The organism is Bradyrhizobium sp. UFLA05-108, from assembly GCF_059803455.1.
In genome coordinates, this window is sequence record NZ_JBANAZ010000007.1 from 108,422 (window position 1) to 131,453 (window position 23,032).

26 protein-coding genes are annotated in these 23,032 nt (G+C 64.4%); 6 read left to right on the forward strand and 20 right to left on the reverse strand.

Features of this window, described 5'->3' with window-relative positions; genetic code table 11:
* Positions 1 to 62 precede the first annotated feature (62 nt).
* The 4 genes from SO140_RS07325 to SO140_RS07340 form a co-directional block, all read right to left on the reverse strand.
* The gene (locus tag SO140_RS07325; protein ID WP_449376901.1) at positions 63 to 806 is read right to left on the reverse strand and encodes a TetR/AcrR family transcriptional regulator; all 744 of its coding nucleotides are present in this window, start codon (positions 804 to 806) and stop codon (positions 63 to 65) included.
* 83 nt (positions 807 to 889) lie between these two features.
* The gene (locus SO140_RS07330; RefSeq protein ID WP_449376902.1) at positions 890 to 1,255 is read right to left on the reverse strand and encodes a hypothetical protein; all 366 of its coding nucleotides are present in this window, start codon (positions 1,253 to 1,255) and stop codon (positions 890 to 892) included.
* Positions 1,256 to 1,307: 52 nt separating this feature from the next.
* Entirely contained in the window at positions 1,308 to 1,730 is a 423-nt protein-coding gene (locus SO140_RS07335; RefSeq protein WP_449376903.1) for a YciI family protein, read from the reverse strand.
* Positions 1,731 to 1,876: 146 nt separating this feature from the next.
* Positions 1,877 to 2,251 (reverse strand): cupin domain-containing protein, encoded by a 375-nt coding sequence (locus SO140_RS07340; protein WP_449376904.1) that lies wholly within the window; start codon positions 2,249 to 2,251, stop codon positions 1,877 to 1,879.
* 95 nt (positions 2,252 to 2,346) lie between these two features.
* Between SO140_RS07340 and SO140_RS07345 the strand changes: the two genes are divergently transcribed.
* Together SO140_RS07345 and SO140_RS07350 are read left to right on the forward strand one after the other, a co-directional pair.
* Positions 2,347 to 3,135: an SDR family NAD(P)-dependent oxidoreductase gene (locus tag SO140_RS07345; protein WP_449376905.1), complete on the forward strand. Its 789-nt coding sequence runs from the start codon at positions 2,347 to 2,349 to the stop codon at positions 3,133 to 3,135.
* Positions 3,136 to 3,264: 129 nt separating this feature from the next.
* On the forward strand, positions 3,265 to 3,702 hold the full coding sequence (locus SO140_RS07350) for a hypothetical protein (RefSeq protein ID WP_449376906.1): 438 nt from the start codon (positions 3,265 to 3,267) through the stop codon (positions 3,700 to 3,702).
* 68 nt (positions 3,703 to 3,770) lie between these two features.
* Here SO140_RS07350 and SO140_RS07355 read toward each other — a convergent pair whose 3' ends face one another.
* The 4 genes from SO140_RS07355 to SO140_RS07370 all read right to left on the reverse strand — a co-directional run bounded on the left by SO140_RS07355 (position 3,771) and on the right by SO140_RS07370 (position 6,623).
* Positions 3,771 to 4,184 (reverse strand): VOC family protein, encoded by a 414-nt coding sequence (locus SO140_RS07355; protein WP_449376907.1) that lies wholly within the window; start codon positions 4,182 to 4,184, stop codon positions 3,771 to 3,773.
* A gap of 24 nt (positions 4,185 to 4,208) precedes the next feature.
* Positions 4,209 to 4,745, reverse strand: coding sequence for an SRPBCC family protein (locus tag SO140_RS07360; RefSeq protein WP_449376908.1), 537 nt, complete (start codon positions 4,743 to 4,745; stop codon positions 4,209 to 4,211).
* A gap of 223 nt (positions 4,746 to 4,968) precedes the next feature.
* Positions 4,969 to 6,258, reverse strand: a complete 1,290-nt coding sequence (locus SO140_RS07365; protein ID WP_449376909.1) for an RNA polymerase sigma factor — start codon at positions 6,256 to 6,258, stop codon at positions 4,969 to 4,971.
* Entirely contained in the window at positions 6,255 to 6,623 is a 369-nt protein-coding gene (locus SO140_RS07370; protein WP_449376910.1) for a YciI family protein, read from the reverse strand. The genes SO140_RS07365 and SO140_RS07370 overlap by 4 nt, the downstream gene beginning before the upstream one ends.
* Positions 6,624 to 6,764: 141 nt before the next feature.
* Here SO140_RS07370 and SO140_RS07375 point away from each other — a divergent pair, with 141 nt between their 5' ends.
* Positions 6,765 to 7,730, forward strand: coding sequence for a 2-hydroxyacid dehydrogenase (locus tag SO140_RS07375; protein ID WP_449376911.1), 966 nt, complete (start codon positions 6,765 to 6,767; stop codon positions 7,728 to 7,730).
* A gap of 26 nt (positions 7,731 to 7,756) precedes the next feature.
* Here SO140_RS07375 and SO140_RS07380 read toward each other — a convergent pair whose 3' ends face one another.
* The 5 genes from SO140_RS07380 to SO140_RS07400 all read right to left on the reverse strand — a co-directional run bounded on the left by SO140_RS07380 (position 7,757) and on the right by SO140_RS07400 (position 12,422).
* Positions 7,757 to 8,326: a hypothetical protein gene (locus tag SO140_RS07380; RefSeq protein WP_449376912.1), complete on the reverse strand. Its 570-nt coding sequence runs from the start codon at positions 8,324 to 8,326 to the stop codon at positions 7,757 to 7,759.
* A 71-nt stretch (positions 8,327 to 8,397) separates the two neighbouring features.
* Positions 8,398 to 8,811, reverse strand: a complete 414-nt coding sequence (locus SO140_RS07385) for a Rieske (2Fe-2S) protein (RefSeq protein ID WP_449376913.1) — start codon at positions 8,809 to 8,811, stop codon at positions 8,398 to 8,400.
* A complete protein-coding gene (locus SO140_RS07390; RefSeq protein WP_449376914.1) occupies positions 8,808 to 9,908 on the reverse strand; it encodes an amidohydrolase family protein in 1,101 nt (366 codons plus the stop codon). Before SO140_RS07390 ends, SO140_RS07385 begins: the two co-directional genes overlap by 4 nt.
* Positions 9,905 to 11,011 (reverse strand): amidohydrolase family protein, encoded by a 1,107-nt coding sequence (locus tag SO140_RS07395; protein WP_449376915.1) that lies wholly within the window; start codon positions 11,009 to 11,011, stop codon positions 9,905 to 9,907. The genes SO140_RS07390 and SO140_RS07395 overlap by 4 nt, the downstream gene beginning before the upstream one ends.
* A 31-nt stretch (positions 11,012 to 11,042) precedes the next feature.
* Positions 11,043 to 12,422 (reverse strand): MFS transporter, encoded by a 1,380-nt coding sequence (locus tag SO140_RS07400; RefSeq protein WP_449376916.1) that lies wholly within the window; start codon positions 12,420 to 12,422, stop codon positions 11,043 to 11,045.
* A gap of 125 nt (positions 12,423 to 12,547) precedes the next feature.
* On the opposite strand from SO140_RS07400, the gene SO140_RS07405 reads away from it, so the two are divergent.
* Positions 12,548 to 13,468, forward strand: a complete 921-nt coding sequence (locus tag SO140_RS07405; RefSeq protein WP_449376917.1) for a LysR family transcriptional regulator — start codon at positions 12,548 to 12,550, stop codon at positions 13,466 to 13,468.
* A 30-nt stretch (positions 13,469 to 13,498) separates the two neighbouring features.
* Here the strand turns inward: SO140_RS07405 and SO140_RS07410 are convergent, their stop codons facing one another.
* Entirely contained in the window at positions 13,499 to 14,149 is a 651-nt protein-coding gene (locus SO140_RS07410; protein ID WP_449376918.1) for a TetR/AcrR family transcriptional regulator, read from the reverse strand.
* Positions 14,150 to 14,258: 109 nt separating this feature from the next.
* Between SO140_RS07410 and SO140_RS07415 the strand changes: the two genes are divergently transcribed.
* On the forward strand, positions 14,259 to 14,903 hold the full coding sequence (locus SO140_RS07415) for a glutathione binding-like protein (RefSeq protein WP_449376919.1): 645 nt from the start codon (positions 14,259 to 14,261) through the stop codon (positions 14,901 to 14,903).
* Between the two features lie 42 nt (positions 14,904 to 14,945).
* Here SO140_RS07415 and SO140_RS07420 read toward each other — a convergent pair whose 3' ends face one another.
* From SO140_RS07420 to SO140_RS07440, 5 genes are all read right to left on the reverse strand, one after another.
* Positions 14,946 to 15,806 carry a sugar phosphate isomerase/epimerase family protein gene (locus tag SO140_RS07420; RefSeq protein WP_449376920.1) on the reverse strand — a complete coding sequence of 287 codons (861 nt, stop codon included), beginning with the start codon at positions 15,804 to 15,806 and terminating at the stop codon, positions 14,946 to 14,948.
* A gap of 2 nt (positions 15,807 to 15,808) precedes the next feature.
* Complete coding sequence (locus SO140_RS07425) at positions 15,809 to 16,576, reverse strand: substrate-binding periplasmic protein (protein ID WP_449376921.1); 768 nt, start codon at positions 16,574 to 16,576, stop codon at positions 15,809 to 15,811.
* Positions 16,577 to 16,614: 38 nt separating this feature from the next.
* Positions 16,615 to 16,848, reverse strand: a complete 234-nt coding sequence (locus SO140_RS07430) for a c-type cytochrome (protein WP_449376922.1) — start codon at positions 16,846 to 16,848, stop codon at positions 16,615 to 16,617.
* A 200-nt stretch (positions 16,849 to 17,048) separates the two neighbouring features.
* Positions 17,049 to 18,767, reverse strand: coding sequence for a pyrroloquinoline quinone-dependent dehydrogenase (locus tag SO140_RS07435; RefSeq protein WP_449376923.1), 1,719 nt, complete (start codon positions 18,765 to 18,767; stop codon positions 17,049 to 17,051).
* 296 nt (positions 18,768 to 19,063) lie between these two features.
* Complete coding sequence (locus SO140_RS07440; RefSeq protein WP_449376924.1) at positions 19,064 to 19,921, reverse strand: NAD-dependent protein deacetylase; 858 nt, start codon at positions 19,919 to 19,921, stop codon at positions 19,064 to 19,066.
* A gap of 108 nt (positions 19,922 to 20,029) precedes the next feature.
* Here SO140_RS07440 and SO140_RS07445 point away from each other — a divergent pair, with 108 nt between their 5' ends.
* Positions 20,030 to 21,358: a dicarboxylate/amino acid:cation symporter gene (locus tag SO140_RS07445; protein ID WP_449376925.1), complete on the forward strand. Its 1,329-nt coding sequence runs from the start codon at positions 20,030 to 20,032 to the stop codon at positions 21,356 to 21,358.
* 8 nt (positions 21,359 to 21,366) lie between these two features.
* Here SO140_RS07445 and SO140_RS07450 read toward each other — a convergent pair whose 3' ends face one another.
* A complete protein-coding gene (locus tag SO140_RS07450; protein ID WP_449376926.1) occupies positions 21,367 to 23,031 on the reverse strand; it encodes a hydantoinase B/oxoprolinase family protein in 1,665 nt (554 codons plus the stop codon).
* Between the last annotated feature and the right edge of the window lies 1 nt (position 23,032).

The following is a 23,032-nucleotide window of genomic DNA, read 5'->3' on the forward strand; positions in this document are numbered from 1 at the left end:
GCCGATCCCTCGGTTTTGTCAAGCTGGCCACCAGACAGGCCCGCCGATTTATTTGCGCAACTTTATTTCAGCTTGCCCCAGGGGCTGTTGGGAGAGCCGGTCGAACCGGAGGATGCCTCCGGTGGCACCGGCGGCGGCTCGGCGCTTTTCGCCGTGGGACGACGGTCGATCGGGAAGCCGAGGCCGCGCAGATAGATCAGCACTTCGGCTTCGAGCAGCTCATCCGGCGACATCGGCAGCTTGCGGCGCGCACCATCGCCGCGGGAGAACAGCGAGGCCACGCCGTGCGACATCGACCAGATGTGCAGCGCCATCATCATCGCCGGCGGCCGCGGCGTGCCTGGCGGCGTCAAGGCCGCGAGGCGCTCGGCGGCCGCACGGATGACGCCGAAGGCGCGTTCGCCGGCAGCCATCAGCGCCGGATTGGCGTCGGCCGGCAGGCCGGATTCGAACATCGCGGAATAGAAAGCGGGCTCTTCGCGCGCGAAGGCGAGATATGCTCTGCCGACGCGCTCGAACGCCGTGAGGGTGTCCGGGCGGCCATCATCCCAGGCCGCGGTCAGACGCGCCTCGAACTGTTCGAAGCCGCGCTGGGCGATCGAGGAGAGCAGTTCGTCGCGGTCGCGAAAGTGGCGGTATGGAGCGGCCGGGCTGACGCCTGCCATCCTCGCGGCATCCGCAAAGGTGAAGCCGGCCGCGCCTTTCTCGGCGATCAGCCCCAGCGCTGCCTGGAGCAACGCCTCCTTCAGATTGCCGTGATGATAGCCGCGCTCGGCGCGGCGCTGCTCGTCCTTGCGCCAGCTCATGTGAATGACTTTTACATGAGCCGTGCGCGAAGGTCACTAGCGCGGGCGGGGATTGATTAACCCGTACTTCCCCGGAATGGGAGCTAGCCGCCGGGAATCGGCAGCACCGGCATGATCTCGACCCGCTCGCCCGGGAAGATCGCGAAATGCGGATGGTTCTCGAACATTTTTGCCGCGGCCTCGTGCGAGGCAGCCTTGACCACGGTGAAGGCGCCCATCTCGTTGGCGATGTCGGCGACGCCTTTGGTATCGACCTTCTTGGTCTTGCCTAGCGGGCCGCCCATGGCCTGGATCGCGTCCTGGTGCTGCTGGACCCAGGCGTGCCACGCCGCCATGCCTTCCTTCTCCTTTGCCTTGCGTTCGGCTTCCGGCAGCGCAGTCCAGGCGGCCATCTTCGCGCTCTCCTTGCTACCGAGGAAGACGGCGAGATAGGTGTCGTTGGTGTTCATGGGCTTCACTCCTCTGTTGCGTTGACGCTTTGACGAAAGGCAATCGTGCAGGCTAGCGGCCGGACTGGCCGCCTTTCCGCAGCTCGGTGAAGCCGGCGGCCGCTTCCCGCACATCAGGCGAAAAGTCGGCCATCTCCTGCACCTGGCGGATCTCGATGATCTCGTTCGGCGAGGCCGGGCACTTCTTGGCCCAGGCGATCGCCTCATCGCGCGAAGCGACCTCGATCATCCAGTAGCCGCCCAAAACTTCCTTGGACTCGGCAAAGGGTCCGTCAGTCACGATGGGCTTGCCGGTCGCAAACGAGACCCGCGCGCCCGTCGAGGGCGGATGCAAACCTTCGAGCGTGATCAGAATGCCGGCATTCTGGAGCGCCTCGTTGTAGCGCATCATCGCGGCGACACGCTCGGGATCGAGTTGAACGTCCTTGGGCGCGGTCTCGTAGCCGAGCGGGATCATCAGCATCATGAATCGCATGGTGGCATCCTCTGGGTCATGTCAGTCCGCTTTCGCTTTGGGGCCGAGATCACCGGCTCTCACGGATAAGACGAACCGCATCCTGCAGTCCCGACATGCCGGTGAAAATTATTTCGGAGGTAAGGTCCGGTGAATCGCTCGCTGGCTCAACGATCCCAGCGCCGCGTCATCTCGCTCGCGCCTTCCGGCAGCATTTCGAAGATCGCTGACGCCAGCACGGCGTGGACGTGCAGCGTGACGGTTCCCGCGTTGCGGAAGCCGTGCTTGCGCCCGGCCGGCACCAGCACCGACTGTCCGGCGGCGACCCTTGCCTGCGTCTCCTCGAGCCAGATCTCCGCCTCGCCTTCGCGCACCGTCAACACCTCCTCGACGGGATGGCTGTGCGTCGGCGCGCCGGCGCCGGGGGCGACCCACTGCTCGAAGATGCAAAGCGCGGTGGCGCCGGTGCGGGCCGAGGCCAACATGCGGGTCTTGACGCCCGGCCGCCACTCTTCCAGCGCGGATGGATCGGAGGGCTGCATGCGGAGGCCTTTCTTGCGGGGAAGAAAGCACGGTAAAAGATGCGAAGGCCGTCCGCCTTGGTGGCCGGCGTTTCGGGCACGGGACAGATTAGCAGATGACTTCAGGCCAGCCAAAGGTTGCCCTCATTACCGGCGCTGCGCGCGGCATCGGACTTGCGACAGCCAGGAAGTTCCTCGCAGAGGGCTGGCGCGTGGCGCTGCTCGACATCGAGGACGATTTGCTCGCGCGCGCCGTCGCCGCAATCGACCGGCCCGATGAGACGTTGGCCTTGAGCTGCGACGTCTCCGACGCCGCAGCGGTCGGCGCCGCAATGAAAGGGATCGCGCAGCGGTTCGGCCGGCTCGACGCACTGGTCAACAATGCCGGCATTGCAGTGTTTGCACCGCTGATGGAGACGTCGGATAAGGACTGGAGCCGCATACTCGAGGTCAACCTCACCGGGCCCTTCGTCAGCACCAAGGCCGCGGTGCCCCTGATGCGCGAGTCCGCCGGCGGCGCCATCGTCAACATCACCTCGATCTCGGCGGTGCGCGCCTCGACGCTGCGCTCGGCCTACGGCACGAGCAAGGCGGGACTGGCGCATCTGACGAAGCAGCTCGCTGTCGAGCTGGCGGTACTCAACATCCGCGTCAACGCCGTCGCGCCCGGACCGGTCGACACCGCGATGGCCAAGGAGGTGCACACGCCGGAGATCCGCGCCGACTATCACGATGCCATCCCGCTCAACCGCTATGGCCTCGAAGAGGAACTCGCGGAGGCGATCTTTTTCCTGTGCTCGGATCGATCGAGCTACATCACCGGCCAAATTTTGGCCGTCGATGGCGGCTTCGATGCAGCAGGCATCGGCCTGCCGACGCTGCGCGGACAGCGGAGGAATGCGTAGACATTTGTAGTTCGTAGGGTGGGCAAAGCGAAGCGTGCCCACCATCTGTCCGGGTTGCGGCTGCATTGGTGGGCACGGCGCTTGCGCGCCTTTTGCCCACCCTGCGAGATTGGATGTGTGGAGAGTGCTATGCGACGCGTTGCATTGGTCAAGGCCGTGACGGTCGCCGCCGCATTGTTCGCAGCCTTGCCCGCGTCCGCCGAGATCCGCATCGTCCAATCTCCAGGCGGACGGGTCGGACCATTTCTCGAACTGTTCGAGCGGGTGCGCGACTCCGGCCAACGCGTGGTAATCGACGGGCCATGTCTGTCCGCCTGCACGCTGGTGCTGAGTCTGGTGCCCGGCGAGCGCATCTGCGTCACCAAGCGTGCGGTGCTCGGCTTCCATGCCGCCCGCTCGGTCGACCGGCAGGGCCGCTTCTATGCCGAGCCGGAAGCCTCCGAAGCGGTCTTGGCGGCCTATCCGGCGCCCGTGCGCGACTGGATCAGAAGCCGCGGCGGACTGACGTCGCGGCTGTTGCTGCTGAAGGGCCGCGAGCTCGCCGCAATCTATCCGCGATGCAGGTAACAATCGATGTCCACCTTCTCCCGCAATGGGAGAAGGTGCAGCGCGCGCGGCAGCGCTTCAATTCTTTCTCACATCCCTTCCGCCGGGCAGTTCACCATCCAGGGGATGCCGAACTGGTCGACGCACATGCCAAAGCCCTTGGCCCAGAACGTCTTGCTGAAGGGCATGGTGACGGTGCCGCCATCGGCGAGCGCGTTGAACTTGCGTTCGGCATCGGCCGCGTTGGTGATCGTCAGCGAGATCGAGAAGCCCTGCGGCTTCTGCGAGTGCTCGGGCGGCGCGTCCGAGGCCATCAGCACGCTGCCATCGGGAAGCGACATGCGCGCATGCATGATGGTCTTTTCGCGGCCGGGTGCAGCGGGCATCTCCGGCGGAGCGTCGGAGGCGCGCAGCATCGCCTCGACCTTTCCATCGAGCACGCGCGCATAATAGTTGAACGCGGCTTCGCACTTGTCCTGGTAGAACAGGTATGGATTGAGCATGGTTCTCTCCTTGACGTGAGGCTTCTACTTCTCGGTGAGCTTCTTCAGATTGGCGAGGCCGGTCTCGAAATCCTTGCCGATCATGTTATCCATGTTGACGAACACCTGCATCAGCTTGGACAGGAACGGGGCCGGACCGTACATCGCCCATGTGACCAGTGTTGCACTGCCTTGCGGCACAAACGTGAACTCGGCAATGTTGTGACCTTCGAAGGGGCGCTCGAAATCAAGCTTGATGCGAAGTTTCGGCGGTGTGCTCGCTTCGAGAATTTCCATGCGACCAGCACCGATGTCCTTGTTCCCGTCCCAGGCATAGATCGCGCCTTTGCCCTGCGTGCTACCGCCGAACGTGCGCTTCAGGCCGGGATCGCGCCCTTCGTAGGGCGACCAGCTCGTCCAGCGCTGGAAATCGGCGATGAGGGGGTAGATGGCATCGGCAGGCGCCATGACGGCGAGCGTGCGTTCGACGCGAAACATGTCCGGCTTGGTGGCGGCGAAGACGAGAAGGCCGGCGATGCCGGCGGCAATCACGATTGCGATAACGGCAACAGCTTTCAGCATGACGGGCTCCCTTCGATTGGCCCAAGGACGAAGGAGAGAGTGCGAGACCGACAGGCGCGGACGTTTTTTTTCGCCACACCATCCACCCGGCGTCATGGCCGGGCTCGTCCCGGCCATCCATGTTCTTGAGTGCTGACGGAAAGACGTGGATGCCCGGGACATCTAGCGCGAAGACGCGCTTCGCGCTTTTGCCCGGGCATGACGATCCGGAGAGCGTCTCGTTCTATTTCGCTTTCGCGCCCTCTTTGGACGCCTTCGGCTGGCTGTCCCTGATCAGGCGATCGAGATGCATGCGAATGTGGGCCGCCTCGGCCGAGGTGTTGGCGAGTGCGATCGCGCGGTCGAAAGCGACGCGGGCCTCGTCGTTGCGGCCGAGCTGCATCAGGAAGGCGCCGCGCACGCCGTAGAAATGGAAGTAGTTGGCGAGCTTGGGGGCGAGCGGCTCGATCAGCGCGAGGGCGGCCTCGGCCCCGCGCACCTTGGAGACCGCAACCGCTCGGTTGAGCGTCACCACCGGAGAGGGCTGCACGAGCTCGAGCGCACCATAGAGCAGGTCGATCTGGGTCCAATCGGTTTCCTCGGGCGTTGCCGCACGGGCGTGCAACGCCGCGATCGCCGCCTGGATCTGATAGGGGCCGCTCCTGCGATGGCGCATTGCCTTGTCGATCAGCGCGAGCCCCTCCGCGATCATGGTGCCACTCCACAGTGAGCGGTCCTGATCCTCGAGCAGGATCAGCGACCCATCGGCTGCAAACCGCGCCGCACTACGCGCATGCTGCAACAGCAATAGCGCGGTGAGCCCCATGATCTCCGGCTCGCCTGGAAACAGCCGCAACAAGAGCCGCGCCAGCCGGATCGCCTCCTCGCATAGCGGCTTGCGTATCTCGGCAGTGTCGCCGCTCGCCGAATAACCTTCGTTGAAGATCAGGTAGATCATCGCGGCGACGACCGCGAGCCGCTCGCCGCGCTCGGCGGCGCCGGGCGCCTCGAACGGCACGCCGGCATCGGCGATCTTCGCCTTGGCGCGGGTGATGCGCTGCTCCATCGCCGCTTCCGAGACCAGGAAGGCGCGCGCGATCTGCTTCACGGTCAGGCCGGAGACGATACGCAGCGCGAGTGCGATCTGCTGCGTCGCCGGCAGATCCGGATGGCAGCAGATGAACATCAGCCGCAGGATATCGTCGCGATAGTGCGAGCCGTCGAGCCGCTCGGCAAGCTTCCCTTCGGCATCGTCGAGATCTGAGATCGCCTGGTCGTCCTCCGGCAGCGGCTCCTGCTTGCGCGCGCGGCGCACCTCGTCGATCGCGACGTTGCGGCCGACCATGATCAGCCAGGCCGCTGGATCGCGCGGCGGCCCGTTCTGCGGCCAATTCTTCAGCGCGCGCAAGGACGCATTCTGGAACGCCTCCTCCGCGGTATCGAGATCGCGGAAATAGCGCAGCAGCGCGCCCACCGCCTGGGGCCGCGCCGAGGTCAGCGCGGTCTCGATCCAGGCGGCGTCGGTCTCGCTCACGTCAAACTCCCTCCCGGCCTGAACACGCCGACGGGACGCACCTCATAGGCACCGCCGGGATTGGCCGCGCCGAGATCGCGCGCGACGTCGAGCGCGTCGTCGAGGTTCTTGCAATCGACGATGTAGAAGCCGAGCAACTGCTCCTTGGTCTCGGCATAGGGACCGTCGAGCACCAGCGGCGGGTCTTCCTTCCGCAGCGTTGCGGCCGCCGTGGTGGGCAGGAGCCGCGCGACGGGACCGAGCCGGCCCTGCTTGGTGAGCTTGTCCTGCACCACGGCGAGCTTTTTCATCACGGCTTCGTCCTGCTCCTTGCTCCAGGAGCCGACAAAATCCTCATCGTGGTAGCAAAGGATGGCATAGAGCATGAGCAGGTCCTGTTTTCTCTCATTATGAAGACGACGCACTATGCCCCGCCCCGACACGACTTGCGGAAATTTTTTGCAAGAAATGTCCACGCGTTCGTGCCAAGGAGGGCCGTGAACCGGGAACTCGATGGGACATGACGAATGACTAAAGGCGCGCTGGCACTCCTGATCAACAGTCGCTCGCAGAACTGGCTGCCGGAGCGCTGGAAAGCGCGTTTTGAGGCGGTCTGCGGCGACCGGCGCGTGGTGCTGCTGCCTGATCCGGACCTCGACCTGGCCAAGGTGCACTATGCCGCGGTGTGGAAGCCGGTTCCCGGTGATCTCAAGGCTTTCCCGAATCTGCGCGCGATCTTCAATCTCGGCGCCGGCGTCGACGCGCTGATGGCGGACAACAGCCTGCCGGACGTGCCGTTGGTCCGCGTCGCCGTGCCCGATCTCACCGGACGTATGACCGAATATGTCGTGCTTCACGTGCTGATGCATCATCGGCAGGAGCTTTACCTGCGGCAGTCGCAGCGCGAGAAGGCCTGGGAGCCGAAATACCAATGGCCGGCGAGTGCAGTCACGGTCGGCATCATGGGGCTCGGCACGCTGGGCGCGGACGCCGCCGAGGTGCTGCGCCGGCTCGGCTTCCGCGTGGTGGGCTGGAGCCGCAGTCCGCGGAGCGTCGATGGCGTGGAGTCATTTCACGGCGCAGGCCAGATGGACGCGTTCCTGCGCGCGACCGACATTCTGGTCAGCCTGTTGCCACTGACGCCGCAGACGCACGGCATCCTCAACCGCGAGGTCTTCACGAAACTCAACCGCAGCAGCCCGCTCGGCGCGCCGGTCTTGATCAATGCCGGCCGCGGCGCCTTGCAGAACGAGGACGACATCCTCGTCTGCCTCGATGACGGCACGCTCGGTGCTGCCTCGCTCGACGTGTTCGTCGAGGAGCCGCTGCCGGCGGCAAGCCGCCTCTGGAGCCATCCGAAGGTGGTCGTGACGCCGCACAATGCGGCCGACACCGATGCGGATGCGATCTCGGCATATGTCGCGGAGCAGATCGCGCGTTTCGAGGCCGGCGCCGCACTGGAAAATGTGGTGGACCGGGCGCGCGGGTACTGAAGCGCCGGCTGACGAGCGTATTGGCCTTAGCGACGAGCGCCGAAAGCCAGCGGCGAGGCGCCGGGCGGCAGTGGCGAATTGATGTCGCTGTCGACGAGTCCGGACGACTGCTGGGTGAAGCTCGCGCCGAACGACAGGCTGAGATTCGACGTCGGACGGAATTCGATCCCGGCACTTGCGCGATAGCCGCCCGGCAGCGTCGGCGAGGTGGTGTCGAAGGGCGAGATCGGACCGCCGGTCCCGAGATTGTATTTCAATGTGTCGAAGCCAGTGTAAACCGTGACGGGTGCATTCGCGAAGTTATAGCCGAACTTCACGCCGTCGGACGAAAGCGAGCCGTAATTGCCGAACGCCCTCGCCTGATTGAAGCCATTCATGCTCCACGCCGTGCTGTCGCGTGAGCTGCTGAGAAACCAGCCGCGCGGGAGCTTGGACTGCGGATCGCCCGCATCGAAAGCCGGATTGTCGCCCCAGCCCATCGGCCAGCCCGAGTTCATGTAGGGCACAGGGGCAGCCTGGGCATGGGCCGTTCGCCCGCCCAGACAGAGCGCCACCAGGATCAATGCAAGGGCCGAACCGCGTGTGAAGATTAACATCCGTGGGACCTTCAGATATCCTGAAAGTATATGCGCCAGATGTCAGGAACGCCAGAACCGCCGCGGCGTGGTCAGAGATCGACGACGATATAGGTGTCTTCGACCGTCACGGGATATCGCTCGGCTACATAGGGGCCCATCACGAGATCGCCGCCCGCCTCGCGCATGACCTCGAAGCTTCGCAACTTGGTGCGGCGCGGATCGCACCAGGATTGGCCGGTCGCCATGTCGAACTCCCAGCCGTGCCAAGGGCAGCGCAGAAACTCGCCACGACGCTCAAGGCGGTAGTCGCCGGGGCCGGAAGACTGGCTGAGGCCGGTCACCGCGCCCGAGCAGATCGCAGCTCCACCGTGCGGACAGCGGTTGAGCAGTGCATACAGGCGCCCCTCGACATTGAACACGCCGATCTCGCGCCCGTCGACGACGACGACCTTGCGCGCGCCGGGCGGCAGCTCGGCTGCGGGGCAGACCACATGGCGGCTCATGCGAGGCGATACAATGCCATCGCATTGTCCCTGAAGATCTTGCGGCGCTGCTCTTCTGTCATCGGGAATTTGAACGCGAAGGACGGATTGTCATAGTCCCAGTGCGGATAGTCCGATGAATAGAGCAGCCGGTCCCAACCGATCCAGTCGATGATCTCGACGATGTGGCGCGACTGCGCCGGCTCCTCGATCGGCTGCGTCGTCCACCAGATGTGTTCGCGCAGATATTCCGAGGGACGCCGCTTGAGATGCGCGACCTCCTTGCGGAATTTCTCGAAGTGCTTGTCCATGCGCCAGGCCAGCGCCGGCGCCCAGCCGAAGCCGCCCTCGACCAGCACGACCTTCAGTTTCGGGAAACGCTCGAACACGCCCTCGATGATCAGGCTGCTGGCCAGCGCTTCCATGCAGGCCACGAAGACGTAGTGCTCCTGCAAATAGAACGTCGGCCAGCCGGAGCCAGTGGAAGGATGGCCGCCATTGTAGCCGACCGGATGCAGGCCGATCGGCAGGCCGGCACGCTCCGCCGCCTCATAGATCGGCCAATAGCGCCGATGGCCCAGCGGATCCGACGGCCGCGACGACAGCATGATCTGCACGTAGCGGCGATCGCCGGCGCAACGTTCGATCTCTGCGACCGCCGCCTCGGGAAACTCCTGCGGCACGACGATGCCGGCGCGAAGCCGCGGCTCCTCGCGCACCCAGCGATCGATCTGCCAGTCATTGGTGGCGCGCGACAGCGCCGCCGCAAGACCGGGATTGCGCTCCTCCATGCCGCCCTTGCTGAGCGCCATCAACAGGCCGAACTCGACATTGACGGGATCCAGATGCTGCTTGCGAAGGAGATCGAGATCGGATCCCGCAGGGCCACCGCCTTCAGGAAGCGAATCCGCGCGCATGCCGGCAGCCATCATGCGCGGATACATCAACCCGTTCGGCAGCGCCTGCCGCACATGCACGCCATGGGTCTGGTAGTGCTCGCGCCAGCGCGGCGCGAGATAGGGCAAGAGTTCGGTGGGCGTACGGTGCGCCGGATGGATATCGCAATCGACGATCGCGAGCGTCTGGCGAGACTTCTGTTCGATGAAAGGTGCATTCATCTGACGTTCTCCTTCGTCTGCTCGGCAGCGGGTGCAGTCGCGACCTGCGCCAGACGGGGATAGGTCTGAAGCGCATTCTCGACGAGGATTTTGATGAGCGAGTGCGCCGACAGCCCGTCCGGCAGCACGTCATCGCCGTCGAACTGCCAGTGCGGATAGTCGGTGGAGAACAGCAACACCTGATCGGTACCGATGCGGTCGATCGTTTGCGCAACCGCCGTCGCGTCGGGCGCATCGAACGGCTGGATGGTAAAGCGCAGATGCTCGCGGATGATGTCCGAGGGCCAGCGGTCGATCCAGGGGACTTCCGGTCGCGCGCCGCGCCAGGTCTTGTCGGTGCGCCACACCGTCATCGGCAGCCAGCTCACGCCGGACTCGAGCATCACCACCTTGAGCCGCGGAAAGCGGCGGAATACGCCCTCGGCGACGAGGCTGATGGTCTGGTTGGCGAAGGCCTGGGCCTGCGCCACGTAGTCCTCGAACTGGTAGGACGGCCAGCCCACGATCGTCGGCGCGTAGCGGTAGGTGCTGCCCGCATGCACGGCAATGACGAGCCCATGCCGCTCAGCCGCCTCGTAGAGCGGGAAGAACTCGCGGCGCCCGAGCAGCTTCTCGCCCATCACGGGCAACAGCACCTGCACGAAGCGCTGATCCGGCGCAACACGCTCGATCTCGGCGACGGCCTGTGCCGGATCCTGCGGAGCCACCAGGATCGAGCCACGCAGCCGCGGTTCGCGATCGAGCCATTCGGCGCGGAGCCAGTCGTTCACTGCGCGGCAGATTGCCGCCGCCAGATCATCATTGTAGAGCGCGATCGCACCGTGGATCACATTGGCGATCCCGAAGCCGAGATCGAAGGCGTCGAGAACTTGGGCGCGCAGCGTATCGAGATCGCTTCGCCCGGCCTGCGGCACGCGCCAGTCGGCCCGTGCGCTGATCGGGGCGTTCGGCGGATAGCTCATCATGGCGAACTGCATGCGGTCGATCGCGCGGTTGGTGATCTGATCGCGCCAGTAGTCGTCGAGATAAGGCAGCAACTGCGCCATGCTCGGCATCGGCGGATGCAGATCGCAATCGATCGCCCCTGCAAACGGTATTCTCATCTTCGGCCTCCGTTGCTGCGCGCGAATGCGGCTAGGCTGTTGCCGTCTGGTCAATCTTGCGCGCCGCTGCAGTGTGCTTGCGCTGCGATATTCCCAGCACCAGGACGCAAGCCGCCACCACCAGCGGCGGCAGCGCGGCGAGCAGGAACAGGCTCGAGAACGGCAGGTGCTGCGCGATCAGGATCCCGGCGACCAGCGGTCCGCTGATCGAGCCGATCTTGGCGACCGACAACGCCCAGCCGACGGCCGTCGTGCGGTTGGCGCTGGAATAGAACTGGCCGACCGAGCTGTTCAGGCCCTGGTGACCGCCAACCACGAAGAAGCCGACACACGCCATCGTCGCAAGGTAGGTGCTGTCGCCAAGACCGGCCCAGCCGAGCGAAGCGACCAAGGGTGAGGCAATCAGCGGCACGATCGCAATGGCGATGACGCCGAAACGATCGAGCACGCGGCCGATGGTGAGGCCGCCGACTGCGCCGCCCAGGCTGAACACAGTCAACCCCATGGCGGCTTGCGCGGGCGTATGCCCGGACGCCTCCGCCAGGATCGGCGTCCAGCTATTGAGGAAGAACATCGTGATCGAGCTTGCGATATAGGCCACCCACAGGAACGGCGTGATGACCGCAAGCCGCCCGTCGAACAGTGTCGCGAGTTTCGACAGGAGACCCGTGTCGGCCGTACCGGGCGTAGCTTCATCACGAAGTATGAAGCGCGTCGTTGCCTGCGCCTGGAGTGCGGGCTCGATCCGGTTCAGGATGCGGGCGATTTCTGCAGGCTCGCGATTGCGCACCACGAGGAACTTGATCGATTCCGGAAGCGCGAAATAGCACAGCGCTGCGCCGAGGAGAGGCAGCACGCCGCCGATCCAGAACACGATGGTCCAGCCGAACTGCGGCACGAGACCGGCGGCGATGAAGCCACCGATGCTGCTGCCCGCGACATAGCCGACCATGATGATCGCGACCGCCGTGCCGCGGTACCGGCTCGGCGCATATTCCAGGTTCAGCGCGTAGCACAGCGGCGACAATCCGCCGATGCCGATACCCGCGAGGAAGCGAAGCACGATGAGGCTGGTAATGTCGCTGGCCCACACCGTCGCGAGCGTGAAGCCGCCGAACACCAGCATCGATGCCACGATCGAGAGCCGCCGGCCGATGCGATCGCCGAGCGATCCGAACACGAGGCCGCCGACGAGGATGCCGAAAATGCCGGCGCTGAAGACGACGCCGAGCGCTGCCCGCTCGATGCCCCAGGAGCGGATAATTGACGGCGCGGCGAAGGCCATCGCCTGAAGATCGTAACCGTCCAGGAACATGATCGTCGTCGACAGGATCAGGACGGTGAGGACCAGGCCGTTGCGGCGCTGGCGCTCGATGACGTCGGTGACATCGATGACGTCGGGTGCGCTCATGCTCGTTCCTCCGCGTTGCCGTTCGCTTGTTTTGGTGACGGCTTATCGCGCCAAGGAGCCTATTTCCTTCGAGAACGAGGGAGAATAAGCTATTTCGCGCGATGATCTTTTCCGGATCGGATTAAATGGCGGATAGCCTTTTGAATATGAAGGCGTTTCTGGCGACCGCGCGGGCCGGCAGCTTCTCCGAGGCGGGCCGGCAGCTCGGGGTCGCGCCGTCCGTCATCACCAAGCGGGTCGGTCAACTGGAATGGTCGCTAAAGGCTACGCTGCTGCGACGGAGCACGCGGCGCCTGGCGCTCACCGAGGTCGGTGAACGCTACCTCGATGTCATCCGCCAGATCGTCCGCGAATACGACGAGATGGCCAAGGGGATCATGCGATCGCCGAACGAACTCGAGGGCCAGTTGCGGATAAAGGCGCCGGCATCACCGATGGTCATCGACCTCGCCCAACTGCTGTCGTCGTTTCAGATCAAGTATCCGCGCGTGACTCTCGACGCGGTGCTGGTGGACCGCACGGTCAATCCAGTCGAAGAGGGCTTTGACATCGTGCTCACCATGATGCCGTCGTCCTTCGACGGCGTGCTCGAGGAACCCCTGCACGTCTTCGAACGCGTGCTTTGTGCCGCGCCTTCCTATCTGGCGCGGCGCGGCCATCCCCGGCATGCCCGCGATCTCGTCAATCATGATTGCATCGTGTTTTCGCCGATCGGGCCGGGCTGGACCTTCGAAGGCCGCAACGGCGTGACGACGGTAGCGGTTCGGCCCCACCTCGTGACCAACAACGGCGCGCTCGTGATCGACAGCCTGTGCGCGGGCAGCGGAATTGCGATCGTCTCGCGCACCGCGGCGGCGGAGCGCCTCAAGTCCGGCGCGCTCGTCGAGCTGCTCCCGCAACTCCAGGTCCCTGATCTCTGGCTCAAGGCGCTGGTCCCGGCGACGCGCTCCAATCTTGCGCGTGTGCAGACCCTGCTCGGCTCCATTCGCGATGCCTTCCGGGAAGCCGCGACAGGGGCACCGGCACTCGCGCGGGACGCGGGGTAGCCGCGCTCTCGCCCTTATCAGGGCGAACGATTAGCCTTTCTCTCCCACCATCACATCGATCGCACCCTTCACGATCGCATCGAGCTCCTTGCGCGGGACGCGGGCGCGCGAACGGATGGCGACGGTGTGGATGGTGGCCGAGGCGAGCTGCGCCAGCACGACCGGATCGGCGCTGTCGGGCAGCTCGCCCTTCTCCTTGGCGCGGCGGAAGCAATTGGCAAAAGCCTTGTCGAGCTCGGCGAGGCCGTCCAGCACCATGGCGCGGATCTCGGGATCGCCGACAGCTTCGGATGCCGCGGTCACCACGGTGAAGCAACCGCGCGGACCGGTCTCGCCCGAGAGATAGATGGCGAGCGCGGAGGAGAAGATGCGCTCCAGCCGTTCGCGCAGCGGCAGATCCGCACGAAAGATCTCCACCATCACTGCGCGGGCCTGCTCGCGGTAGCGCTGATAGCTTTTGATGTAGAGCTCACGCTTGTCGCCGAAGGCGCCGTAGAGGCTCGGCCGATTCATGCCGGTAGCCTCGCTGAGATCGTCGAGCGAGGTCGCGGCAAAGCCCTGGGTGCGGAACAGGTCGAGCGCCTTGCCGAGCGCGACATCGGGCTCGTAGGCGCGCGGCCGGCCGCGGCGCTTCTGTGGCTCGGGGGGACCGACAGACGGACCTTTCGATTTTTGTACCATCTCGCAAATAATCCTTGACCGCCTTCATATTATGCGGAACAGTACAAAAATCAATCCGGCCGGGTTGCAAACGCAAGGTCAAACGATACCACGCCCAAGGAGGTACCCCATGGATCTCTATTTCTCGCCGCTCGCCTGCTCGATGGCGACCCGGGTCGCGCTGTATGAAGCCGGCGCCGAGGCGAATTATCTCGAAGTCGATTCACCGACCAAGACCGTGCTGAAGGACGGTTCCGACTTCCGCGCCGTGAATCCGATCGGCCTCGTGCCGACGCTACGCACCGACGAGGGCGTGGTGCTGACGGAGAACGCGGCGATCCTGCAATATGTCGCCGACCGCTTTCCGCAGTCTGGCCTCGGCACCGCGTCCGGCATCGATCGCACGCGGCTGCATCAATGGCTCTGCTTCATCGGCACCGAGTTGCACAAGGGACTGTTCATCCCCGTGCTCGACCGCAAAGCGCCGCAGGAAAGCAAGGCCTATGCGCTGGAGAAGAACCTGTCGCGGCTCGACTATCTCGACAATTACCTGAAGGGCCGCGACTACCTGCTCAATCACTTCACCGTCGCGGATGCCTATCTCGTGACGGTGATCAACTGGACGATGGCGACACCGCCGATCGACCTCGCCAAATGGCCGAACGTGAAGGCCTATTACGAGCGCCTCAAGCAACGCCCGTCGATCGCAAAGGCGATCGCGGAGGAGTTCGAGCTGTACAGGGCTGAGCAGGCGCGACGGAAGGCGGCGGCGTAAGGCGCGTCGATCGACATATCGTCCCGACCACGGCCGGGACGATCACGTGCCGCGGGAAAAATAGCGCCGGTTGCGAAGGAAAGCGATGCTGGTCTCGATGCTGCGCAGTGGATCGGCAGAGACGTCCTGCTCGACGAAGGCGTGCTGCACGCCGCTTGCGGGCATGGCCGCGAATATCCCCGCGAAGTCGATCGTGCCCTGACCAAGCTCGGTGGTCGATCCGTCCTTCGCCATGTCCTTGAGATGAACCAGGCGAAATCGCGATGGATAGGCGTTCAGCACGTCGGCGGCATTGCGACCTCCCCTGGTCGCCCAGTAGACGTCAAGCTCGAGCGTGACGACACGCTCGTCGGTACGGCTGAGCAGAACGTCGTAGGGCTGGATGCCTCCAGCGAGCTCTCGAAACTCGAAATCATGATTGTGATAGGCGAGCGTCAAGCCGGAACCCGCCGCAAGTTCGCCGATCCTGTTCAGATCGTCGCAGATCCGCTTCCAGTCGTCGATCGTCTGTCGCACCGGTGGGTCCAGCCACGGGCAGACGACGAAGCGGCTGTCGAGCGAATGGGCGGTCTCGAAGGATGACGCGGTCTTATCCCGCAGGCCGGCGTAGTCGAGATGCAGCGACGGTGCGGTGAGATCGAGGCTGCGCAAGAGTTCCCGGGTGCGACCCACGTCAGGGCCGAGAATGCCAGCGAACTCCACCTCGCGATAGCCAAGGCGAGCAACCTTGCGGAGGGTGCCCTCGAAATCGCTCTTCAGGAGGTCGCGGACTGTATAGAGCTGGAGACCAATCTTGCGCCCCTCGCCGCCGGATGCCGGGGCAGCTCCCAGCGCCGCCGCGGCAGCGAGGCCTCGAAGGACGTCGCGCCTGCTGACCGGCGGGTTGCCGAGGCGGCGACGCATGGCTATTTCGGCGCCTCGAGGACGATACCGTAACGACGATAGATCCGATCGATCGTGCCGTCGGCACGCAAGCGCTCGATCGCTCCATCGACCGCATCGCGCAACGCGTCGTCCGGGCGAACCATGCCGACGGCGACGTTCCAGTTCAAGTCGGTCACGCTTTCGTCGCGAGCGAGGATCCGAAGCGGCTTCTCCGGATGCGTCAAGTTGAAATAGCTCGCCGCCGTCGGCGTGACCGCCGCGGCGTCCAGTTCATTGTTCGACAGGGCGTCGAGGCTGTCACTCTCGAAGCCGAAAGTCGAAGTCGGCACGCGCCGCTGGCCGATGATCATGGCGGCGACGGAGCTGACCTGCACACCAACTTTGGTATGCTCGTTCAGGCTCTTGAACGAGCTCAGCGTGCTCGAAGATGGCACCGCCAGCGCAACGCCCGTGCGGTAGTACGGTTTCGAGATTCTCAAGCGGGTTTCGCCTTGCGCCTCACGGTCGGCGATGACGTCGAGAAGAACATCACAGGTGGCGCTGCGCATCTGATACTGCGTGATGATCCAGTCGAGCCTGAGCGAGACGCCGAGCTCTCGCGCCAGTGCCTGTCCCAGCTCGACCTGAAATCCCGGCGGATCGCCGGCCTTGCTCGCGAAGGGAAGCGAGTTGGGATGGGCGCACAGCCCGAGCGCGCCGGAGGAGCGGATGGCCTCCAGGGTTCGCGCCTGCGCCGCTGCCGAGAGCGCGACGGCAGCACCGATGATGAGCGAGAGGATCATCTTCATTCCGAAGGCCCCTGTGGATGGATCGGGCTCGTCACGGCTCAGCCCGCGCGCGGTTTAAGGCCGCGAATGTACGTGACGATCTGATCGATCTGCACGTCAGTCAGGGCGCCGTCGAAGGCCGGCATCGCACCTTGCTTGCCGTGCTTGATGCGGTTGCGAATGAAGTCGTCGTCGCGCTGCGTGTTCATGAGCTGCGGTCCCTTGCCGGCGGCCCGGCCGCCGTCGGAGTGACAAAAGCCGCAAGTGCCCGCGAACAACTGTTCGACGTCCAATGTCTCGCTGTCCGGTGCAGGTGTGGGAGATTGCGCCTGCACCGCGGCACACGACAATGAAGCGGCCAGTACTACGACGGGCAATGCGGCAATCCTGTTGGCACACGGCAAGGCGTCGCGCTCCAGTTCCTTACATCGGCACTTCGACAGGCCGGGGAGCAGGCTTGCGCCCGCTCCCCGGCAGTTCGTTTGCACTGAGCCTATTTCAGGCTGTAGACGATCAGCGCGCCGTCGTCGCGCGGCATGCTCTTGTAGACACCGCCGAAGTTCGGCGCATAGTCGTCCGACAACATGCCGCCAAAGCCAGCCGTCACTGCGATGTATTGCTTGCCGCCCGCGGTGTAGCTGATGATGCCGCCCTGGTGACCAGTGCCGTCGGAGTGGTTCCACAACTCGGCCCCGCTCTCGGCATCGTAGGCGTGAAGCATGCCGCGGGAGTCAGGCACGAAGACGAGATTCCCCGCAGTCGACAGCACGCTGCCGAGCGGAGGCTCGGGATAGCGGATTTCCCATTTCTTTGCTCCCGTGATGGGATCGCGCGCGTCGAGGTGTCCATAGATCTCGCCGCCCGGAGGAGGCGCCATCTTGAAATCGGCGCCGATGTTGAGCTGGGCCTGGGGCGTGGTGACCGGAGTCGTCTTCTGGACTTCCAGCGTCATGCACCATTCCTGGCCAAGCTTGTAGTAGAGGCCCGTCTTCGGGTTGTACGAGCCGGCGTTCCAGCTGACGCCGCCGCCGATGTATGGGCACAGCGGCGGTTCGGTGACTTTCCCGACGGCGAAGTCGCGACGGCCGATCAGCTCGCCCGTCTTCGGATCGATGCTCTTGACGAAATTGATGTTCTGGACGAGCGGCCAGACGTTCTTGAGGCCGAGATTGCGGTCGTAGACGAAGACGAAACCGCTCTTGTTCGGATGAACCACGTATTTCTGGCCATCACGCTCGAGCATCACGAACTCACCGACGGCACTGTCGAAGTCCCAGGCGTCGTGCGGCAGTTCCTGATGATAGAACTTCAGCTTGCCACTATCGAGATCGAGACCGATCACCGAGCTCGTATAGAGATTGTCGCCGGGCCGTGCGCCCTGCGTCTTGAAGTCGGCGCCCGACCAGTCATAGAGCGGCGCCGGATTGGCGGTGCCCCACAGGACGGTGTTGGTTTCGGAATCGTAGGTCCCCGGCATCCAGCCGCCACCGCCGCCGGTGCGCCAGGAATCATTGCCCCACGTCTTCATGGCATCGTCGGTGCCGGCGACCGTGAGGAACTCCCACTTCTTCTTGCCCGTCGTGGCGTCCACGGCGAAGATCGGGCCGCGGCCGGGCCACTCACCGCCCTGCGAGCCGATGATCACGGTGCCCTTGGCATAGAGCGGCGCACCGGTGAAGCCGACCGTCAGCTTCTGCGAGTCGATCAGCTTGGTTTCCCAGAGGACCTTGCCTGACTTCGCATCAAGCCCGAACAGGCGACCGTCCATCGTTCCGACGAAGACCTTGCCCTCGCCGAGCGCGACGCCGCGATTATAGGGAGAATGAGTCTGGCGCGCGATCAGCGCCTCGTCGAGCTCGGGGAAATAGGACCAGATCACCTCGCCGGTCGCGCCATTGAGCGCGAATACCCGACTGTAGGACCCCGTGTAGTAGAGCACGCCGTCGGCGGCGACCGGCATGGACTGCAGGCCACGCGTGGAGCGGCCGGGAATATGGATCCAGGCCACACCGAGATTGCCGACATTGCCCGCGTTGATCTGTGACAGCGGGCTGTAGTGATAGGATTTGTAGGACCCGTGATAGGTCAGCCAGTCGTTCTGGCCGGCAGCCTCGATGCGCGCAGTGTCCACGGTTTGAGCCAGGGCCGACGACACGGTGAGTGTCGCACCAACGACAAGAGGCAGACCAGAATAGCACCACCACGTCTTCATGTGCAGTTCCTCCCGCTTTTGTGCTTGTTGACCGCGTTATGCGAACGCCGCCGCGAGGGACATTTGCAGCCCAATATCTGTCGGTTCGTCTCCATCGCAGGATGAGCCGGCAACAGTGTTCCCGCTCGTTCGGCGCGTATCGCCAAATGAGGCGGGATCATTTGTATTGGGTACTGTCCCCTCTCGCTCGCAGAGATAGAGTACGCCGGATCGCGAGGAGTGCAACCAAGGAATGCGCGCGAACGATGAGATGGAATGTCAGTTGCGCTGACTATTTCAGCGATCCCACTCCGCGCTCACAACAGGAACTTGAGCGCTGCTTCACAGCGCTCTTCGACCTTTAGCGTGAGGAGTTCATCCGCGCGGGTGCGTCCGAGATTGACGGCGGCAATCGGAATGTTCCTGCGCGCCGCCATCTGCACGAAGCGAAAGCCGGAATAGACCATCAGCGATGAGCCCACGATCAGCATGGCGTCGGCCTGCTCCAGATGTTCTTGCGCTGTTGCCACGACCTCGCGCGGCACGCTCTCGCCGAAGAACACGACGTCGGGCTTGAGGATGCCGCCGCAGGATTGGCAAGCCGGCACGCTGAACGATGAGAAATCCTCGTGCTCGAGATCGGCATCGCCATCGGGCGCATCCGCGGCATCGAGCGAGAGCCATGCGGCATTCGCGCGGCCGAGGGAGCGCTGGAATGCGTTGCGCGGCGTCTTCTCGCCACAGCCCATGCACCGCACGAGATCGAGCCGGCCGTGCAAATCGATCACCTGGCGATGGCCCGCCGACTGATGCAGCCGGTCGACATTCTGGGTCAGCAGCATCTCGCACTGTCCGTTCGCCTCGAGGCGAGCCAGCGCATGATGCGCGTCGTTCGGCATGGCTTGGCCGAAGCGCCGCCAGCCGATCAGGCTGCGTGCCCAGTATCGCTGCCGCGTGCCCTCTTCGCCCATGAAGGCCTGGTAGTTGACCGGTTGGGTTCGCTTCCAGTTGCCCTGCTTGTCGCGATAATCGGGAATGCCGGAATTGGTGCTGCAGCCTGCCCCGGTCAGAACGAAAAGACGCTGGTGCCGGCCGACGAAATCTTCGAGCGGACGTTTTGCCATGCCTGAGGATGTAGTCCGCTTCGATCGCCTTTGCCAGATGGAGCTGCGCATGACGATGCTGCGCTGCGGCCCCCGCGCCGACGAAATTGTGATTGTCGGCCCTGCCCCGGACGGCCCATGATGAAAGGGCGCCGACCTGCAATGCAATCCGGGGTACCCATGACACCCGTTGCGATTCCGCCCGCCGCCCATCGTCGTCATCAACCCTGGTACAAGATCCTCTACGTCCAGGTGCTGATCGCGATCGCGCTGGGGATCCTGGTCGGCTATTTCAATCCCGACCTCGGCAAGGAGTTGAAGCCGCTGGGTGACGGCTTCATCGCGCTGATCAAGATGATGATCGCGCCGGTGATCTTCTGCACCGTGGTGCATGGCATCTCCTCGATGGGCGACCTCAAGCGGGTCGGCCGGGTCGGGCTGAAGGCGCTAGTCTATTTCGAGACCGTCTCCACCGTGGCGCTCGCGGTCGGCCTGCTCGTCGGCGAGGTGCTCCAGCCGGGGCACGGATTCAACATCGATCCCTCCACGATCGATCCGAAGTCGGTGGCGACCTACGTCACCAAGGCCAAGGAAGAGGGCATCGTCGCCCATCTGATGGCGATCATCCCGGACAGCTATGTCGGCGCGATCGCGCGCGGCGACATCCTCCAGGTGCTGCTGATCTCGATCCTGTCGGGGTTTTCCATCGCGTTCCTCGGCAAGGCCGGCGAGCCGATCGTCGACGCCATCGACAAGGCCGCAAAGATGTTCTTCGGCATCATCCGCATCGTCGTGCGCGTCGCCCCGATCGGCGCGTTCGGCGCGATGGCATTCACCGTGGGGGCCTATGGCCTCGGATCGCTGCTCAACCTCGTGGCGCTGATCGGTACGTTCTATCTCACCAGCATCCTGTTCGTGCTGATCGTGCTCGGCGCGATCGCGCGGGTCGCAGGCTTCTCGATCCTGCGTTTCATCGCCTACATCAAGGACGAGCTCTTGATCGTGCTCGGCACCTCGTCATCGGAAACGGTGCTGCCGCAGATGATCCAGAAGATGGAGCACCTCGGCGCTTCGCGCTCGGTGGTCGGCCTCGTCATTCCGACCGGTTACAGCTTCAACCTCGACGGCACCAACATCTACATGACGCTGGCGACGCTGTTCCTGGCCCAGGCGACCAACACCAACCTCACGATCTGGCAGGAGCTCGGCATTTTGGGCATCGCCATGATCACATCCAAGGGCGCCTCGGGCGTGACCGGCGCCGGCTTCATCACGCTGGCGGCGACGCTCTCCATCGTGCCCGATATCCCTGTGCAGTCGATCGCGATCCTGGTCGGCATCGACAAATTCATGAGCGAGTGCCGCGCGCTGACCAATCTGATCGGCAACGGTGTCGCCTGCGTCGTGATCAGCATGTCCGAGGGCGAACTCGATCGCACCGCGCTGCACGAGACCATGGCCCATCCGCTGGAGATGGGCGAAGCGCTGGAGCCTGGTGGCGGGTCCTGAGACCCAGATCACGATGTGATTTCGGCGAGCCCGTAGATCGCAGCCGCGTTCTCGGCAGACACAAGACCGCTTTCAACGTCGTCCTTGACGGCCGCGCGTTCGCGCTCCCGAGGATCGCCGATGCCGGCACCGCCCGGCGTCAGCACGACGAGGCGATCCTCCGGCGGCACCTGCTGAAAGCCCTTGCCGCGCATCCTCTTGCCGGACTTCAATCCGACATAGCCCGCCTCGCCGTCACGGCCGCCATCGCGGCCGCGCGGCGGATGATCAATGCGGTCGAATGCCGCCAGAATGTCGAACGGCGCGTCGACGCCGCTGCCGACCTCGATGATCTGGCCGAGACCGCCACGGGTGCGGCCCGCGCCGCCGGAATCCGGGCGCAGCTCCTTGCGCCAGAAGATCAGCGGCGTCTGCGTCTCTGCAATCTCGACCGGCGTGCCGCGCACGCCGCTGGGATAGGCGGTCGCCGACAGCCCGTCCTTGGCAAAACGCGCGCCAGTGCCGCCATTGCTGGTCACCGCCATCGAGAACCCGTAATTTCCGCCAGCGCCGGAACGCGTCTGTCCGCGCACGTTGAGATTCCACAGGCATGAGGTGCCTTCGGCCGGCACGCGCTCCGGGATGATCTGGCGCAGGCAACCGAACACGACGTCGGGCAGCATCTGGCCGATCACGTGGCGCGAAGCCACCGGCGCAGGTTTTGGCGCATTGAGGATCGCGCCTGATGGCGCCGACACAGTCAGCGGCGAGAGCGATCCGGCATTGTTGGGGATCTCCGAGGCAACGACGCAGCCAAGGCCGAACACAGTGTAGGCGGTGGTGTAGGAGAGCGGCACGTTGATGCCGAACTTCGAGGCCGGCGAAGTGCCGGTGAAATCGACGTGAATGCCGCTCTCCGAGATCGTCAGTATTGCCGATAGCGCCACCGGCGCATCATAGCCGTCGACGATCATGGTGTTGCGCCAGCTTCCCTTCGGCAGCTTTGCGATCTCGGCAAGCACGGCCTCGCGTGAGCGCTCGCAGATGTAGTCGCCAAGTTCATCGAGCGTGTCGATGCCGAACTCGGTCATCATCTCGACCAGGCGCTCGCAGCCGACATCGTTGCAGCCGGCGAGCGAATAGGTGTCGCCCTCAGTGTCGATCGGCAGCCGCGTGTTGGTGCGGATCATCGCCATCAGCGTCTCGTTGACGACGCCCTGGTCGATCAGCTTCAGCATGGGGATGTACAGCCCCTCCATGAAGACGTCGGTCGCGTCAGGCCCGAAGCCGATGCCTCCGATGTCCATCAGATGGCTGGTGCAGGAGAACAGCGCGACCAGCTTGCCGTTCTTGAAGCAGGGCGTGGTGACGACGAAGTCGTTGAGGTGGCCGGTGCCCATCCAGGGATCGTTGGTGATGTAGGCGTCGCCCTCCTTCATCGTCTCCAGCGGAAAATGCGCGATGAAGTGCTTGACCGATTCCGCCATCGAGTTGACGTGACCCGGCGTGCCCGTCACGGCCTGCGCCAGCATGCGGCCGCTAAGATCGAACACGCCGGCGGAGAGATCGCCGCATTCGCGCACGATCGGGCTGAAGGCGGTGCGCAGCAGCACCTGCGCCTGCTCCTCGACCACCGCGATCAATCGGTGCCACATGATCTGAAGATCAATCAGGCTTGTGCTTGCATTATCCATG